The following is a 15,950-nucleotide window of genomic DNA, read 5'->3' as shown; positions in this document are numbered from 1 at the left end:
AACGCGGGCGACCAGCGCACCCAAAACCGTTCGGGATGCGCGCAGTGACTGGCAGTGGGTCCAAGACACACTCCTGCTCACTGATTAGGAACGGTACGGAGAACTCACCCAGGACACCGCGTACGACGCCGCGAACCGCGCACGGGAGCGGGTCTCCGACTTCCTCGGCGAGGCCCGGCTCTCCGCCACCGTGGCGGACGCCCGGCCGTGGTCGGCCGAGTCCCCCGCGCTGTACGGGCTCACCGTGCGGCTTCACCGGGCCGACGGCTCGGTCGCCGACACCTCGTACCACCGCATCGGCTTCCGCACCATCGAGGTCCGCGGCCGTGACCTGCTGATCAACGGCGACCGCGTGTTCATCCGCGGCGTCAACCGGCACGACTTCCACCCGCTCGCCGGTCGCGTCGTCACCGAGGACGACATGCGGGCCGACCTGGTGACCATGAAGCGCTTCGGCTTCAACGCCGTGCGCACCTCGCACTACCCGAACGACCCGGCGCTGCTCGGCCTCGCCGACGAACTCGGCCTGTACGTCGTCGACGAGGCCGACATCGAGAGCCACGACCACGCCCACGAGATCGCCGACGACCCGCGCTATCTGCCCGCGTTCACCGACCGCGTCTCCCGGATGGTGCTGCGCGACAAGAACCACCCGTCCGTCATCGTCTGGTCGCTCGGCAACGAGAGCGACTACGGCGCCCACCACGACGCCGCGGCCGGCTGGGTGCGCCGCTACGACCCGACCCGACCCGGCCCGTCCAGTACGAGGGCGCCGCCGAGACCGACTGGTCGTCCACAAAGATCGCGAGCGACATCGTCTGCCCCATGTACGCCTCGCTCGACGAGATCACCGCGCACGCCCGCTCCGGCGAGCAGACCAAGCCGCTGATCCTCTGCGAGTACTCGCACGCCATGGGCAACAGCAACGGCACCCTCGCCGACCACTGGGCCGAGATCGAGTCCACGCCCGGGCTGCAGGGCGGCTTCATCTGGGAGTTCTGGGACCACGGCATCCTCCAGCGGACCGCCGACGGCCTCCCGGCGGGCCCCGCCGGCGCCGGCGCCTACGCGAACGGCGTCACGGCGCCTGGCTACCGATGGGCCTACGGCGGCGACTTCGGCGACACCCCCAGCGACGGAGCGTTCTGCGCGGACGGGCTCGTCCTCCCCGACCGCACCCCGAAGCCGGCGATGTACGAGCACCGCGAACTCGCCGCGCCCGTACGGCTGTCGTACGACGGCACCACCGTCACCGTCCACAACCGCCAGTACGTGCGCGATCTGACCTGGCTGCGCGCCGAGTGGCTGGTCGGCGCCGAGGACTCCGGCACCCGGACCGTCCCTGCGGTGCTCCCCGACGTACCGCCCGGCGCCTCCGCGCACCTGCCGCTGCCGGACGGACTGCCCACCGGGGACGGCGAACTCTGGCTCACGCTGCGCCTGACCACCCTCGACGACCTGCCCTGGGCACCGGCCGGCACCGAGATCTGCACCCCGTGCATCCGGCTGCGGGAGCCTCTGGCCGCCTTCATGAGCGCCGCGCCCGCCCTCGGCGTCGAGACCGACCCCGAGGGCCTCCTCCTCCACCCGCTGCTCACCGCTCCGCCCGTGCTGAGCCTCTGGCGTGCGCCCCCGGACAACGACGTGCTCGGCGGCGCCGCGGGACGCTGGAGCGACTGGGGCCTCGACACGCTCGTCCGCAAGCCGGTATCCGTCACCCGCGACGGCGACGGCCGGGTCACCGCCGTCGCCGAATACCCCACCGCCGCGGGCACGGTGGTCCACGAACAGACCTTCACCGCACGCGCCGACGGCTCGGTGCTCGTCGAGGAGAGTGCCACTCTCCCCGACGCATTGCACGACGTCGCCCGCGTGGGCTCCGTCCTGGAGACCGTCCCCGGCCTCGAGAAGATCGAGTGGTACGGGCCGGGCCCCTGGGAGAGCTACCCCGACCGGTGCGCGGGCGGAGCCGTGACCCGTCACCGGGCGCGCGTCGACGCCCTCTTCATGCCCTACCTGCGGCCCCAGGAGAGCGGTGGGCGGGCCGGCGTACGGACCTTCACGCTCACCCGCGCCGACGGGACCGGGCTGGCCGTACGGTTCGACGCGCCCCGGCAGGTCTCCGTCACCCGCCACCGGGCCGCCGACCTCGCCGCCGCGGCCCACCACGACGAGCTCACCCCGCGCTCGGAGTGCGTCGTCCACATCGACGCGGCGCACCGCGGCCTCGGCACCGCCTCCTGTGGCCCGGACACCCTGCCCCCGTATCTGATCAGGCCCGGAACCCATCGCTGGGCCTGGACTCTCTCTTCCCTGTAGGGCTTCACCACAGCGGCCCTGTGCTACCTCCGTGGAGCTGCACGTTCGCGGCTCCACGGGTGCACGGGCCCCCGGCCCCTCGACCGCCGGCCTAACCGAGGTCGAACACGTTCCGCAGCCCCAGCCGGTAGCGCGTGCGGTCATGGCGCTTGAGGTGATCGAGCTCCGGGGCACGGAACAGCGGCATGATCGTGCAGCGCCCGGCCGGTGAGCCGATGCGGTCGAGGAGGGCGTTGACCGCTGCGCGCGCCGAGGCGTTGGCGCCCTCCATCGTCGCCAGGTCGATGTCGACGGCGACGTAGTCCCCGGACAGGAAGAGGTTCGGGACCTTCGTCGCGGCGGACGGGCGGTGGTGGAAGGTGCCCACCGGGTGGATGAGCAGCTCGTCGTCGTTCGTGGGGTTCGGGGTGCCCAGACCGTCGACGCCCGGATCCAGGAACCAGGAGTGCAGGGCGCTGTCCTTGAGGACCGTGCGGCCCGTGTCGTTGAGCGCCGCCTTGAGCTGGGCCCACACCTCGCGGGCGACCTGTTCGCGCGTGCACTCCTTGGCCGTCTTCCCGTAGAGGATGCCCGGCCTGTCCCACTCGGAGATGTCGACGGAGACACAGTCGACCGCGACCCCGTCGCCGTAGTCCTGCGGGAAGTCGCGGTGCGGCCAGTGCCCGGCCTGCTGGATGGCGGTCAGGGACCAGGGCGAGTCGATGCAGTTGAGATGCCCGTGCAGCAGGGGCGCCCGCTCCGTCAGATAGAACTGGATGCCCGTCATCCAGTCCGTCTCCAGCTTGTCGCACCGCGCGAGCTGCGGATCGGCCGCCCGGAGCGCGGCTCCCCAGGTGCGCCGGGCGTGCTCCACCGGAATGGCCGAGATGTAGTGGTCGGCGGTGACGGACCGCCGTGCCCCGTCCGGGTCCTCCATCACCGCCTCGGTGATCCGGCCCGATCCGTACGCGAGCTGGCGCAGCGTCCAGCCGACCTTGAACTCCACGCCCAGCGACCGCAGATGGGCGACCCAGGGATCGATCCAGGCCTCGTTGGTCGGGGCGTTGAGGATCCGGTCGAGGGGCCCGTCCGCGCCGCGGCCCAGCGCGTTGAAGACGAACGCCTCCAGCAGCGTGGCGACCGTGCGCGTGCTCGCCTCCTCGGCCTTCGTCGCCACGATGTTGCGGGTCAGGCCGACGGCCAGGATGCGCTGGTAGTCGTACGACATCTCCTCGGCCCGGATGAACTCCCACCAGGGCGTGCGCTCCCACGCCTCGTTGCGCCGTTCGTCGCAGCTGGTGAGGAAGACGAGACCGCGGTTCACGAAGTACGCCGTCTCGTGCGGCGGGATGCCGAGGGCCGTGTCGAAGAAGGCGGTCAGGGCCCGGCGGATCTCGTCGAGGGTGAGCTCGGCGGGGCGGTGGCCCGGCCAGGGGAGCGGAATGCGCAGGTCCTCGCGGCCGGTACGGGCGAAGGACATCTCGGGCGGCGCCACGAGGTTGTCCCAGACGCCGTGGGGATTGCCGGGGAAGGGGATGCGCCGCATCGTGTCCGGCAGATTGTGGTAGATGCCGGGGATGAAGCGGAAGCCGTGCTCGGCGGGCAGCGCCCTGCGGCCGCCCTTCCCAGTGCCGGGCACGTCCATGCTGCGGGCCTTGCCGCCCAGGGCCCTTCGCTCATAGACCGTCACACGTAAGCCGCGTTCCGCGAGTTCATGTGCCGCGGTGAGGCCCGCGACTCCGCCGCCCAGGACGGCCACGGAGGGGGAGGAGGAGCGGGACGCCGCCGACGCCCCGCCCCCTGTGGTGAGTGCCGCGGCGGAGCCGGCGGCCGCCGCTCCCGCGATGAAGGTGCGCCGTGAGGTTCCCCGCCGGTCCGACCGATCCATGCCCAGCCCCTACTTGTCGGTAACTGTCACGTCCGGCGCAGGAGCATACGGACGGCCCCCGGGACCCGGAAGCCGTGTGCGGGCCCATTCACCCAGCGCGACACACCGCGCGACACAATGGGGCCATGCCCCGACGCACCGCCCGCCCCGCACGCCCCACCGTTACCGCCGATTCGCCCTGTCCGTGTGGCCTCCCGGCCGATTACGGCTCCTGCTGCGGCCGGTTCCACAGCGGCGGGGCGACAGCCTCGACCGCCGAGCTGCTGATGCGGTCCCGCTACAGCGCCTTCGTCGTCCGCGACGAGGCGTATCTGCTGCGCACCTGGCACCCCGCCACCCGGCCGCGGTCCGTCGACTTCGACCCGGCCATGCGCTGGAGCGGCCTGGAGATCCTGGAGACCACTGACGGCAGCATGTTCCACACCACCGGCACCGTCACCTTCGCCGCCCGCTACACCCACGGGGGAGAGCCCGGAGCCCTGCACGAGCGCAGCCGCTTCGAACGACACGAGGGCGCCTGGGTGTACGTGGACGGCACGTTCGAGGACTGAGCGGGGTACGGGGTACCCCTTGAGGCGAGCGGGGTCAGACGCTCGTGGTCGACCCCGGGCGCACGATCATGAGAACGGTGACCGTGGCCCACACCAGGTTGAACATGCCGGTGTACATCGCGAGCCGCTTGGTGTCGGCGATCCCGGCCGGACCCTCCAGGACCGCGCTCTGCCGCGGCAGCACGAGTGCGGCGAGCACGGCGGCCGCGACGGCCGTGAGCACCATCGAGACGATCAGCCAGGTGTCGCCGAGGACGTGGAGGCTGTTGGCGGTCGCGATGCCGAAGACGGGGACGACGACGCCGACGACCGCGTAGACCTTGCAGACGCGATGGAGGTTCCGGAGCACGGCGCGGGCCCGCTCGTCGTCCGGCTCGGCGATGACATGGCGGGCTGCCGCGGGGAACATGCTGGCGGCCACGGTGACAGGGCCGATGGCGATGATCGCGGCCAGGACGTGCACGATGAGGAGGATCTTGGTCACGGAGTGACGCTAGCGAGGCCGGCGAGAGCGGACCAGTGGCGGTAATGCCAGGCACCAACGGATTCTCGCCAGGGGGCATCGCTTGGGCATCGCTCCGTCCAGCAGCTCTACCGCAGTACACAGCCATTGGCCGGATTCCGACGACGGCGTACGTTATGGCCATGCACACCGTGGCTGTACTCGCCCTCGACGGCGTCATCCCCTTCGATCTGTCCACCCCCATCGACGCCATGGGGCGCGCCCGGCTGCCCGACGGCCGGCCCGCCTACCGGGTCAGGGTCTGCTCCCCGGCCGACGAGATCGACGCCGGCGCCTTCACCCTGCGTGCGCCCTGGGGCCTCGACGCGCTCGCCGACGCGGACACGATCATGCTGCCCGGCTGTGCCGACCCGGCGGCGCAGGTGACCACCGAGGTGATTGACGCCCTGCGGCGGGCCGCCGCGGACGGCACCCGGATCGCCTCGATCTGCGTGGGCACCTTCGTTCTCGCCGCGACCGGGCTGCTCGACGGTCTGAGGGCCACCACGCACTGGCTTGGCACGGACGCACTCGCCCGTATGTACCCGAAGATCCAGGTCGACCCGGATGTGCTCTACGTCGACAACGGCCAGTTCCTCACCTCGGCGGGGTCGGCCGCGGGACTCGACCTGTGCCTGCACATGATCCGCCGCGACTACGGCTCGGCGGTCGCAGCGGACGCGGCCCGCCTCTCGGTCATGCCGCTCGAACGCGAGGGCGGCCAGGCCCAGTTCATCGTCCATGAGCAGCCTCCGGCTCCGGCCGGCGCGAGGCTCGAGCCGTTGCTGCGCTGGATGGAGGAGAACGCCGGTCGTGAACTCACCCTCGCCGACATCGCCGAGCACGCCGGGATGAGTGTGCGCACGATCAACCGTCGCTTCCGTGAGCAGACCGGCACGACTCCGCTGCAGTGGCTCCACCGGGCCCGCATCCGCCAGGCCCAGCACCTCCTGGAAACGACCGCCCACCCGGTCGACCGCATCGCCACGCAGGTCGGCTTCGGGTCCCCGACGTCCTTCCGCGACCGCTTCAAACGCCAGGTGGGCACCAGCCCCCACGCCTACCGCCGCGCCTTCCGCGGCACGGAGGGGTCGTAGGCGGCTCCTGCGTCACCTGCCCCCGCGGATCACGCCGGGAACGACCCTCAGTACCCCCTGCCGTGCCGCAGCACCAGCCCCGGGTTGTACGCCGCCAGGACCTTGTTCGCCCTGGCCAGTGCGGCGAGCGCGTGCTCGCGGTCCGCCTGGTCCTCGGGGCAGAAGGGGGCACGGAACAGGTGGACCTCGCGGGCGGCGCATTCGGCGTCGATCTCCGCCTGGAGGATGCCGAGCGGCATGCAGGACCCGATCAGGGCTGCTACGCCATCGGGGATCGGGACGGGGACGAGGTTCGACGCGGTCACGTGAGGTCCTTCGCTGCTGTCTGCTCCCGGGGTCGCCGGGCGTGAGTGTTGTTGTCCTCTATACGTACCGGATGGGCTTCACGGTTCGCCCGCCGGGATGTCTCTGTGCTGCAACCGTTCGGAACTGTCCGTTGATTTCTCGTTACGCCGGAGTAAGTTGACTCCGCAGTAAGTCCCAAGTCCGCGAACGGGAGCCGACCATGGGCGTGCGCAAGGATCTGAAGAGGGCCAAACACCGCTCCGACCTGGCGCAACGCGCCGCGGTCGAGCTGATCAGGGACGAGGACGGGACCGTACGCGAGGTGCGGGCCGCCCCGCTCGTCAGGCCCTCGGCCTCCGGGTCCACCGCCGACATACCTTACGCCAACGCCGACGAGGCGCCCGACGCCGTCATCCTCAGGCGCAAGGAGGCCGGCGGCTGGCGGCCGGTCACGGCGGCCGCCTTCGCCCAGGAGGTCACCGCCGTCGCGAAAGGCCTGATCGCGTCCGGCCTGGAGCCCGGCGGACGGGTCGCCCTGATGTCCCGCACCCGCTACGAATGGACCGTCCTCGACTTCGCGGTCTGGGCCGCGGGGGGACAGTCCGTGCCCGTGTACGCCACTTCGTCCGCCGAGCAGATCGCCTGGATCCTGCGCGACTCCGGCGCCCGCTTCATCGTCGTGGAGAACGACGACAGCGCGGCGACCGTCGCCGAAGCATCCCAGCAGCTCCCCGGACCGCCCCGCGAGTGGCGCATCGACAGCGGCGCGCTGCGCGAGCTCACCGCGCTCGGCCGCGACGTACCCGACGACGAGGTCACCAAGCGGCGCGCCGCGCTCACGCCCGACACCATCGCCACCCTCTGCTACACCTCGGGCACCACCGGGCGCCCCAAGGGCTGTGTGCTCACCCACGGCAATCTGCACGCCGAGGCCGCCAACACCGTCGAGCTGCTCCACCCCGTCTTCAAGGAGGTCACCGGCCAGACCGCGGCCACCCTCCTCTTCCTTCCGCTCGCGCACATCCTCGGGCGCACCCTCCAGATCGCCTGCCTCCTCGCGCGGATCGAACTCGGCCACTGCCCGAGCATCAAGCCCGACGAACTCCGCCCGGAACTCCAGCGGTTCAGGCCGACCTTCGTCGTCGGAGTGCCCTATCTCTTCGAGAAGATCCACGACACCGGCCGGGCCACCGCCGAGAAGATCGGCCGCGGCTCGTCCTTCGACCGGGCCGACCGGATCGCCGTACGGTTCGGCGAGGCGTACCTCGACAAGTTCCTCGGCGGCGGCAAGGGGCCGGGGCCCGGCCTGTACCTCGGCTGGGCGCTGTACGACCTGCTCGTCTACCGGCGCATCCGCAAGGAGCTCGGCGGCAGACTGCGGTACGCCATCAGCGGCGGTTCCCCGCTCGACCGCCGTCTCAGCCTCTTCTTCTACGCCGCCGGGATCATCATCTACGAGGGATACGGCCTCACGGAGACCACGGCCGCCGCCACCATCACCCCGCCGCTCAGCCCCCGCCCCGGCACCGTAGGGCTGCCCGTCCCCGGCACCGCCGTACGGATCGCCGACGACGGTGAGGTACTGATCAAGGGCCGCATCGTCTTCGGCTCGTACTGGAACAACCCCGCGGCCACGGGTGAGGTGCTGCACGACGAGTGGTTCGCCACCGGCGACCTGGGCGCCCTGGACGAGGACGGCTATCTGACGATCACCGGGCGGAAGAAGGACATCCTCGTCACCTCCGGCGGCAAGAACGTCTCGCCCGCCGTCCTCGAGGACCGGCTGCGCAGCCGCCCGCCCGTCGGGCAGTGCATCGTCGTCGGCGACAACCGCCCGTTCGTCGCCGCCCTCGTCACCCTCGACCCGGACGCCGTCCGGCACTGGCTCACGGTGCGCAAGCGCCCCGTGGACACCCCGCTCGCCGACCTGTGCGACGACCCGGAGATGGTCGCCGACGTGGGCAAGGCCGTCGACTACGCCAACAAGGCCGTCTCACGGGCCGAGTCGATCCGTGAATTCTGCATCGTGGCAGGCGAGTTCACGGAGGAGAACGGGCTGCTGACCCCGTCACTGAAGATCAAGCGGCATGCGGTGGTGGCCGCGTACGCGGCGGAGATCAAGGCGCTGTACCGCTGAGCCCGCGGGTGGCCCCGCTGAGGCACGCGTCCGCCGGGAGTCAGCTCGCCTTCAGGTCGATCGTCGATACGGAATACGGGTTATCGGCCTTCAATGCGGCGATTCTCCCCTCAAGGAGCGTGACGTACACGTGCCGGCTGTCCCGGCTGACGGCCACACCTGCGGGCGTCCCACCCAGGGGAATCGGCGTCCCGACAGTCGCGTTCGTCGCCGTGTCCACGATGGACAGTGTTCCGGCGTAAGCATTGGAGACATAGATGCGACGGCCGTCGGGGCTGATCCCCATGCCGAAGTGGACGTCGGAATCCAGCGAGATGGGCGCTCCGGCCTCCTTGCCGGTGGCCGCGTCGATGACATGGACGCGACTGCTCTGGCTGTTCTTCTGGCGTACGACGAGATAGAGGCGGCGGCCGTCCGGACTGATCAACATCTCCTCGGCGTCGATGCCGAGCGTCACCGGGTTGCCGATGGCCTTGCCTGTTGAGGTGTCGATCGTGGAGAAGGCACGCGTCTTGCCCGTGACGAGGTAGAGGCGGCGGCCGTCCGGGGCGATCGCGGCGACGGCCACGTCGGCACCGAACGGGATCCGGCCCCCCGTGACCTTGTTCGTCGAGGTGTCGATCAGCGAGAGATCATCCGACTCGCTGTTGAACACCACGAGCCGACGGCCGTCGGAGGTGACGGTCAAGCCGGTGGGATGGGTCCCGACGGCGATCGGGGCGCCGACCGTCGCCTTCTCCTGCGTGCTGATGACCGACACGCTGTTTGTGCGCTCGCTGATGGCATACACGTAGCTGCCGTCCCGGCCCACCGCCATCTCACCGATGCCCTTGCCGACGGGGATCGGTTCGCCGATGTGCTTCTTCGTCGCCGTATCGATGACCACGACGTGGGCCGGTACCGCATCAAGGAGAGAACGAGGGGCGTTCGACCACTCCTGGGTCGTGTTGACGTAGAGGCGGCGGCCGTCCGGGCTGACCGCGGCGAAGTAGGGGGTCACCTTGAGGACGGGGGTACGGACGCGCTGGTCGACGACCACCACCCCCGCGGCGGCCAGCAAGGGCGCCAGGGCCAGCCAGGCGACCAGAACGGTGCGGCGCGGGCGCGGCGGACCGGTCGTCGACCCCCACCGGGCCAGGACGGCCGCCGCGGTGACGAGCAGCAGCAACGCGCCCGCGTGGACCAGGGTGTCGCTGACGGGCCGTTCGAACTCCCGAAGCGATGCGTAGGTGGCCAGGGCGAGGGCGCAGCTGCCACAGGCCCATCCGGCCAGCAGGGCGTGGCCGAAGCGGCGGGGGCGGAGCAACGCGGCCCACACCGGGACGCTCGCCGTGAGCACGGTTGCCGCCATATAGGCCCAGGCCAGATAGCCGTCCTCCGGCCTGTTGTAGTCCCAGCGCCGTTGTGCGGCCTCCTGCAGCGGTCCGGACAGCGCCCAGGCGGCGGCCGCCACCCCCGCCGCTCCGGCCAGCGCCGCAGCCCAGGTGACCAGGTTGGCGGGCAACCGGGGGTCACAGCGGACCGCCTTCGCCCTGATCAGGACGGAGACCGCGAACAAGGCCCCGATCACCAGGACCGCGAGCCCCGCGAATTCGAGCCAGTAGGCCAGGCGCTGACCCTCGGAGGCCGTGGTCACGTACCCGGGGAAGTAGGTGAGCCACCAGACGGACGCCACGGCGGCGCCGATCAGGACGCCGGGACCGATCAGCTCGCGCGTACGGCGATGCAGCGTGCACACTCCGGCGGTGAGCGCGACCAGCGCCATGATCCAGACGTCCAGGACGTCCACGGGCCGCCAGCCGTTGAACGCGACCAGGAAACTGCCGCCGGACCCCATGAGCGCCGCCGCAAGGATCGCCAACAGCCCGGGCAGACGTGCGAGTTCGAGACGGAACACTCCGCGCAGCCGCGCCCGTGCCCGGCGGGACACCTCGCCACGCCGTGCCCTGGAGCTCTCGCGCCGCCGCGTCCGACGGCCCGGGTCCCGTGCAGGCCGCGGAGCCGGAGAAGGGGGTTCGGACACCGTAGGGGGAGGCGTGGGTCTCGGCTCGGACGGTGGAGGGGGCGCGGGCGCAGGAGCGGGTTCGGGGACTGTAGGGGGAGGTGCGGGCGCAGGAACGGGCTCGGACGGTGGAGGAGGAGCCGGCTGCTCCGGCGCCTGGCCCAGATCGTCGTAGAGCCGTGCCGCGGCGGCCGAGACCAGTCTGCTGTCGTCCTCTGCCAGACGCTCGACTTCCCCGGCGACCCGCGTCCGTACCATCTCGTTGCCCACCCTGTGCAGATGGGCGAGGCCGTCCAGGGCGGCCAGCCGGTCCTTGGCCAACGGACTCTCGATCGCGTGTCGCACATGGGCCGGCAGCGACCAGTTGACGTTCCGGGCGATGACGATCCGGCCCTCGACGTTGTCCTGCTTCTTCGGGCGCTGGCGCGGGGTCTCGTCGACGACCCGGTCGTACACGTAGCTGTACAGCTCGTCGATGGTGATGTCTCCGTCGCCGTCGAGATCGGCGCTGCCGTCGCGCAGGCCGGCCACCAGATGGCGGGTGAACACCGACTGGGGGGCCTCCCCGTGCGGCTGGTTGCCCTCGAACGAGTACTGGGTGGAGTCGGACGCTGTCAGCACCGTTCGGCCGCGGCCCCGGAACCGTTCCAGCGTGTGCACATCGGCGTCGCCCTTGGCGAGGCCGCCGGCCGGGAACGCACCGCTGTAGCAGCAGTCGAGGATCAGCACCTTCTGCCGGGAGACGCAGCCGGACATGGCCTGGTCGATCTGTTCGGCGGGCAGGGACGTGAACAGCAGGCTGTCACGGCGGGTGTTGGCCGTCGCCAGGTAGAGCCGGCCGTCGTCGTCCTTCAGGCCGTGGCCGGTGAAGTACAGCAGCGTGAGGTCGTCGTGCCGCCGGTCGCGGTAGAGGCCGCCGATGGCCTCGCCGACGCGGTGGTGCGGTTCGTTGATCAGCGTGGTGACGTCGAAGCCCGCGATGCCCGGGTCCTGGAGCACCGCGGCCAGCGCTTCCGCGTCGTGCGCGGGTGCCGTCAGCCGCCGGAGTCCCGCGTCCTGGTAGTCGTATGTGGCGATCAGCAGCGCCAGGCGGCGGCCCATGACTACTGGCCCGAGTGCCGACGTACGTATGCGTCGATCAGCTGCTGCCGTTCCGCGTCGGAGGCGTGCTCCAGCTCGATCGTGTCGCCGTCGACGGTGAGCGACACACGGTGCCGTGCGGACTGCCGGGTCAGCCAGTCGCGCAGCGTCTCGACGAGCGCGGTGAACACCCCGCCGGACGCGCTCAGCGCGACAATGATCGCCCCCAGCGTGACCGGATCGGTGCCCTTTGCACCCTCAGGAGCCGCACCCACAGGTACGGGACGAACCGACTCGACGTCCAGTTCGGCGATCTCTGCTCGTAACCGGCGCAGCGGTCGCTCGGCCGCCTCCGGATCCAGCTCAGGGTCGGGCGTGATGTCGAGCAGCACCTCGATGACGGCAGGTGCGTGGTCGCTGTCACGGCCACCGTGATTCGAGCCCTGGACCCGCATCCGTCCCCCCAGACGTTTCCTTTGCGATGACGTGTCTCACAGTGTGGCGGCTCGCAGTCACTGAGTGCAGGCGTTTGTGCACAGTCGTGTGATCGCCGGCAGCTTCCGGCCCGCGCCGGGACCGCTCAGCCGCCCCGCCCCGACAGCACCTCCGACAGGTCGTACCGCACCGGCTCCTCCAACTGGGCGTACGTACAGCTCTCGGGGGTTCGATCGGGACGCCACCGCCGGAACTGGGCCGTGTGCCGGAAGCGGTCGCCCTCCATGTGGTCGTACGCGACCTCCACGACCCGCTCCGGCCGCAGCGCCACCCACGACAGGTCCTTCTTGCCCGACCAGCGGCTCGGGGCCCCGGGCAGCCGGGCCGACTCGTGCGCCGCCTCCTCGGCCCAGCGCGCCCACGGGTGCTCCGTCACATCCTCCAGACGCAGCGGCTCCAGCTCCGCGACCAGCTCCTCGCGGCGTTTCATCGAGAACGCGGCGCAGACGCCCACGTGCTGCAGGGCGCCACCGGCGTCGTACAGGCCGAGCAGCAGCGAGCCGACGACCGGGCCGCTCTTGTGGAAGCGGTAGCCGGCGACGACGACGTCCGCCGTCCGCTCGTGCTTGATCTTGTACATCAGCCGGGCGTCCGGGCGGTACGGAAGGTCGAGCGGCTTGGCGATCACTCCGTCGAGCCCGGCGCCCTCATACTGCTCGAACCAGTGCTCGGCGACCGCGGCGTCCGTCGTCGCGGGCGCCAGATGCACCGGGTCGCGGGCGTCCCTGAGCGCTTCGGCGAGCGTGGCGCGCCGCTCGGCCAGCGGCGTGTCCAGCAGGGACTCGTCGCCGAGCGCGAGCAGATCGAAGGCGACGAAACTCGCCGGCGTCGTCTCGGCGAGCATCCGCACCCGTGAGTCGGCCGGATGGATGCGTTCCGTGAGCCGGTCGAAGTCCAGCCTGCCCTCGTACGCGATCACGATCTCGCCGTCGACGACGCACCGCTCCGGCAGATTGTCGCGGAGCGCGACGACCAGCTCGGGGAAGTAGCGTGTGAGCGGCTTGCCCGTGCGGCTGCCGATCACCACCTCGTCGCCGTCCCGGTGGACGATCGCACGGAAGCCGTCCCACTTGGCCTCGTACTGCATCCCGGGCGGGATCTTCGCCACGGACTTGGCGAGCATCGGCTTCACGGGCGGCATCACCGGCAGGTCCATGGGGCGATTCTCCGGTATGGCGGGGGCCTTCGGCACGGCCTACGCTGACGGGCATGGCCAAAGCCGTTGAGCTGGAGGTGGGGGAGCGGACCGTTCGTGTCTCGAACCCTGACAAGGTGTACTTCCCCGAGCACGGCTACACCAAGATGGACATGGTCCAGTACTACCTCGCCGTCGGCCCCGGTATCACCCGAGCCCTGCGCGACCGCCCGACCACCCTGGAGCGCTACCCCGAAGGAGTGACCGGCGAGTCGTTCTTCCAGAAGCGCGCCCCGAAATACCTCCCCGACTGGATCCCGACCGCCCACATCACCTTCCCCAGCGGCCGGTCCGCCGACGAGATGTGCCCGACCGAACCCGCCGCCGTGCTGTGGGCCGCCAACCTCGGAGCCGTCACCTTCCACCCGTGGCCCGTGCGCCGCGACGACACCGACCACCCGGACGAGCTGCGCATCGACCTCGACCCCCAGCCCGGTACGGACTACGCCGACGCCGTGCGCGCCGCCCATGAACTGCGCGCGGTCCTGGACGAGGCGGGACTGCGCGGCTGGCCCAAGACGTCCGGTGGGCGCGGCATCCATGTCTTCGTACCGATCGAACCGCGCTGGACCTTCACCCAGGTCAGGCGCGCCGCGATCGCCTGCGGCCGGGAGCTCGAGCGCCGGATGCCGGACCAGGTGACGATCAAGTGGTGGAAGGAGGAGCGCGGTGAGCGGATCTTCGTCGACTACAACCAGACCGCCCGCGACCGCACCATCGCCTCCGCCTACTCCGTCCGCCCCCGCCCGCACGCTCCGGTCTCGGCCCCGCTGCGCTGGGACGAGATCGACGATGCCGTGCCGGAGGACTTCGACATCATGACGATGCCCGCACGGTACGCCGAGGTGGGCGACGTCCACGCCGACATGGACGACCACCGCTTCAGCCTGGAGAGCCTGCTCGAACTCGCCCGCCGGGACGAGGCGGAGCACGGTCTCGGCGATCTGCCCTATCCGCCGGAGTACCCGAAGATGCCGGGCGAGCCGAAGCGGGTCCAGCCCAGCCGCGCGAAGAGGACGGCGAAGACCGAGCAGTCGGCGAAGACCGCGAAGACCGCGAAGACCGCGAAGACGGCGAAGACGGCGAAGACGGCGAAGACCGAGTGACGGTGGCCCCCTTCCCGCACCACCGCGGGAAGGGGGCCACCGTTTCAGCGGCACCGGGAGTTACAGCTCCTTGATCCGGATGCTCCGGTACGAGATGACGTCCGTCGTCCCGTGGACCTGGAGGCCGATGTACCCCTGCGCGTACCGCCGGCCGTCCGTGCCCGGGTCGTCGGCGCGCGGCGGGACGAACTCCTGTCCGCCGGTGTTGTCGAACTCGTTGATCAGGACACCGTTGCGGTAGACCTCGTAGTGCTGGCCGACCACCCGGATCTCGTAGTCGTTCCAGGTGCCCTTCGGGGTGACTCCGGCGCCGCCGAGGCCGACGCGGTCGAAGCCGTAGACGGAGCCCGTCTTGTACATGTCGCCGTCGGGCCGATCCAGGACCTGCACCTCATGGCCGTACTTGATGGCGACCCACTCGGGCCGCGGCTCCTCCGGGTTGTCGTGGACGTACGGGAAACGGACGAAGACACCGCTGTTGGCGTTCCCCGTGCCCGGGGCGTCGTCCCGCCACTGGAGCTTCAGCGAGAAATCGCCGTACTGCCGCTGCGGGAACCACAGCATGCCGAGGCCGCCCTTGGTCGTGCCGCTCGTCATCGACCCGTCCGCGTTGAGGCCGAACGAACCGCCGCCCACGTGCTGCCACTTGGCGAACGAGTCGGCCGTGCCGTCGAACAGGTCGCGGTAGCCGTGTGTCTGGCCCGGCTTGCCGATGCCCGACTGCTTGGCCGCCCGGTAGATCTTCCGGTGCTCGCGCTGGTCGATGACCCCCTGCGCGAGCAGTTGGTCCAGCACCTTGTCGACATGCTTGAGGAAGAGCGCCTGGGAGGTCCAGTCCTTCTCGTCCTCGATCAGCTCGTTGATGGTGCAGCGGGACGGGGTGACCCGGTTCGGCACGCCCGTGTCGACCGTGCCGACGATGACGGTCAGCCGCTCGTCGAACTCCGGGCAGTTGGGCGCCGGGACCCCGCCGCCCTCCGCGACGGTGAAGGACACCTGCTTCGCCTCGGAGGTGTTGCCGGCCTTGTCCGTCGCGCGGTGGTGCACGGTGTGGAACCCGACGCGGTCGACGATCACGGGCGTGGTGTACGCGAGGTAGGGGCCGCCGTCGAGGGAGTACTCGGTCTTCTCCACGCCGGAGCCCGCGTCGGTCGCGGTGACCGTCACGGTGGCGCTGGTGATGAACGCGCCGTCCGAGTTCTTGTCGCCGGTGACGACAGCCGAGGTCTCCGGCGCCGTCGTGTCGTCGGTCGGCGGGGCGACGACCGTGAAGTCGACGGCCTTCTCGGCGGCCGCGTTGCCGGCCTTGTCGGT

At 70.8% G+C, this 15,950-nt stretch carries 11 protein-coding genes and 1 pseudogene; 5 read left to right on the top strand and 7 right to left on the bottom strand.

Going from position 1 to position 15,950, the window contains the following annotated elements:
• Positions 1 to 103: 103 nt before the first annotated feature.
• A pseudogene (locus ACFV9O_RS28665) lies at positions 104 to 2,319 on the top strand (glycoside hydrolase family 2 TIM barrel-domain containing protein); the annotation flags it as partial.
• A 91-nt stretch (positions 2,320 to 2,410) separates the two neighbouring features.
• Here the strand turns inward: ACFV9O_RS28665 and ACFV9O_RS28660 are convergent.
• Positions 2,411 to 4,186 carry an FAD-dependent oxidoreductase gene (locus ACFV9O_RS28660; protein ID WP_385422761.1) on the bottom strand — a complete coding sequence of 592 codons (1,776 nt, stop codon included), beginning with the start codon at positions 4,184 to 4,186 and terminating at the stop codon, positions 2,411 to 2,413.
• A gap of 125 nt (positions 4,187 to 4,311) precedes the next feature.
• On the opposite strand from ACFV9O_RS28660, the gene ACFV9O_RS28655 reads away from it, so the two are divergent.
• Positions 4,312 to 4,737, top strand: a complete 426-nt coding sequence (locus ACFV9O_RS28655; RefSeq protein ID WP_385422759.1) for a YchJ family protein — start codon at positions 4,312 to 4,314, stop codon at positions 4,735 to 4,737.
• A gap of 34 nt (positions 4,738 to 4,771) precedes the next feature.
• Here the strand turns inward: ACFV9O_RS28655 and ACFV9O_RS28650 are convergent, their stop codons facing one another.
• Entirely contained in the window at positions 4,772 to 5,221 is a 450-nt protein-coding gene (locus tag ACFV9O_RS28650; protein ID WP_385422757.1) for a hypothetical protein, read from the bottom strand.
• A gap of 161 nt (positions 5,222 to 5,382) precedes the next feature.
• On the opposite strand from ACFV9O_RS28650, the gene ACFV9O_RS28645 reads away from it, so the two are divergent.
• Positions 5,383 to 6,336 carry a GlxA family transcriptional regulator gene (locus ACFV9O_RS28645; RefSeq protein ID WP_385422755.1) on the top strand — a complete coding sequence of 318 codons (954 nt, stop codon included), beginning with the start codon at positions 5,383 to 5,385 and terminating at the stop codon, positions 6,334 to 6,336.
• 47 nt (positions 6,337 to 6,383) lie between these two features.
• On the opposite strand, the gene ACFV9O_RS28640 is transcribed toward ACFV9O_RS28645, so the two are convergent.
• Entirely contained in the window at positions 6,384 to 6,641 is a 258-nt protein-coding gene (locus ACFV9O_RS28640) for a hypothetical protein (RefSeq protein WP_385422753.1), read from the bottom strand.
• Positions 6,642 to 6,841: 200 nt separating this feature from the next.
• Here ACFV9O_RS28640 and ACFV9O_RS28635 point away from each other — a divergent pair, with 200 nt between their 5' ends.
• Positions 6,842 to 8,758, top strand: a complete 1,917-nt coding sequence (locus ACFV9O_RS28635) for an AMP-dependent synthetase/ligase (RefSeq protein WP_385422751.1) — start codon at positions 6,842 to 6,844, stop codon at positions 8,756 to 8,758.
• Positions 8,759 to 8,798: 40 nt separating this feature from the next.
• Here ACFV9O_RS28635 and ACFV9O_RS28630 read toward each other — a convergent pair whose 3' ends face one another.
• The 3 genes from ACFV9O_RS28630 to ACFV9O_RS28620 form a co-directional block, all read right to left on the bottom strand.
• Positions 8,799 to 11,861 carry a caspase family protein gene (locus tag ACFV9O_RS28630; protein ID WP_385422749.1) on the bottom strand — a complete coding sequence of 1,021 codons (3,063 nt, stop codon included), beginning with the start codon at positions 11,859 to 11,861 and terminating at the stop codon, positions 8,799 to 8,801.
• Between the two features lie 2 nt (positions 11,862 to 11,863).
• Positions 11,864 to 12,295 (bottom strand): hypothetical protein, encoded by a 432-nt coding sequence (locus ACFV9O_RS28625; RefSeq protein WP_385422747.1) that lies wholly within the window; start codon positions 12,293 to 12,295, stop codon positions 11,864 to 11,866.
• Positions 12,296 to 12,420: 125 nt separating this feature from the next.
• Positions 12,421 to 13,491 (bottom strand): ATP-dependent DNA ligase, encoded by a 1,071-nt coding sequence (locus ACFV9O_RS28620; protein ID WP_385422745.1) that lies wholly within the window; start codon positions 13,489 to 13,491, stop codon positions 12,421 to 12,423.
• 53 nt (positions 13,492 to 13,544) lie between these two features.
• Here ACFV9O_RS28620 and ligD point away from each other — a divergent pair, with 53 nt between their 5' ends.
• A complete protein-coding gene (gene ligD, locus ACFV9O_RS28615; protein ID WP_385422743.1) occupies positions 13,545 to 14,636 on the top strand; it encodes a non-homologous end-joining DNA ligase in 1,092 nt (363 codons plus the stop codon).
• 60 nt (positions 14,637 to 14,696) lie between these two features.
• On the opposite strand, the gene ACFV9O_RS28610 is transcribed toward ligD, so the two are convergent.
• Positions 14,697 to 15,950: DUF1080 domain-containing protein (locus ACFV9O_RS28610; protein WP_385422741.1), on the bottom strand; the 1,254-nt coding region annotated here is incomplete at its 5' end.

The sequence above is a fragment of the Streptomyces sp. NPDC059909 genome (assembly GCF_042730885.1).
Classification (GTDB): domain Bacteria; phylum Actinomycetota; class Actinomycetes; order Streptomycetales; family Streptomycetaceae; genus Streptomyces.
The sequence above is the reverse complement of the archived record's forward strand: the minus strand, read 5'-3'. Positions and strand labels throughout refer to the sequence as shown.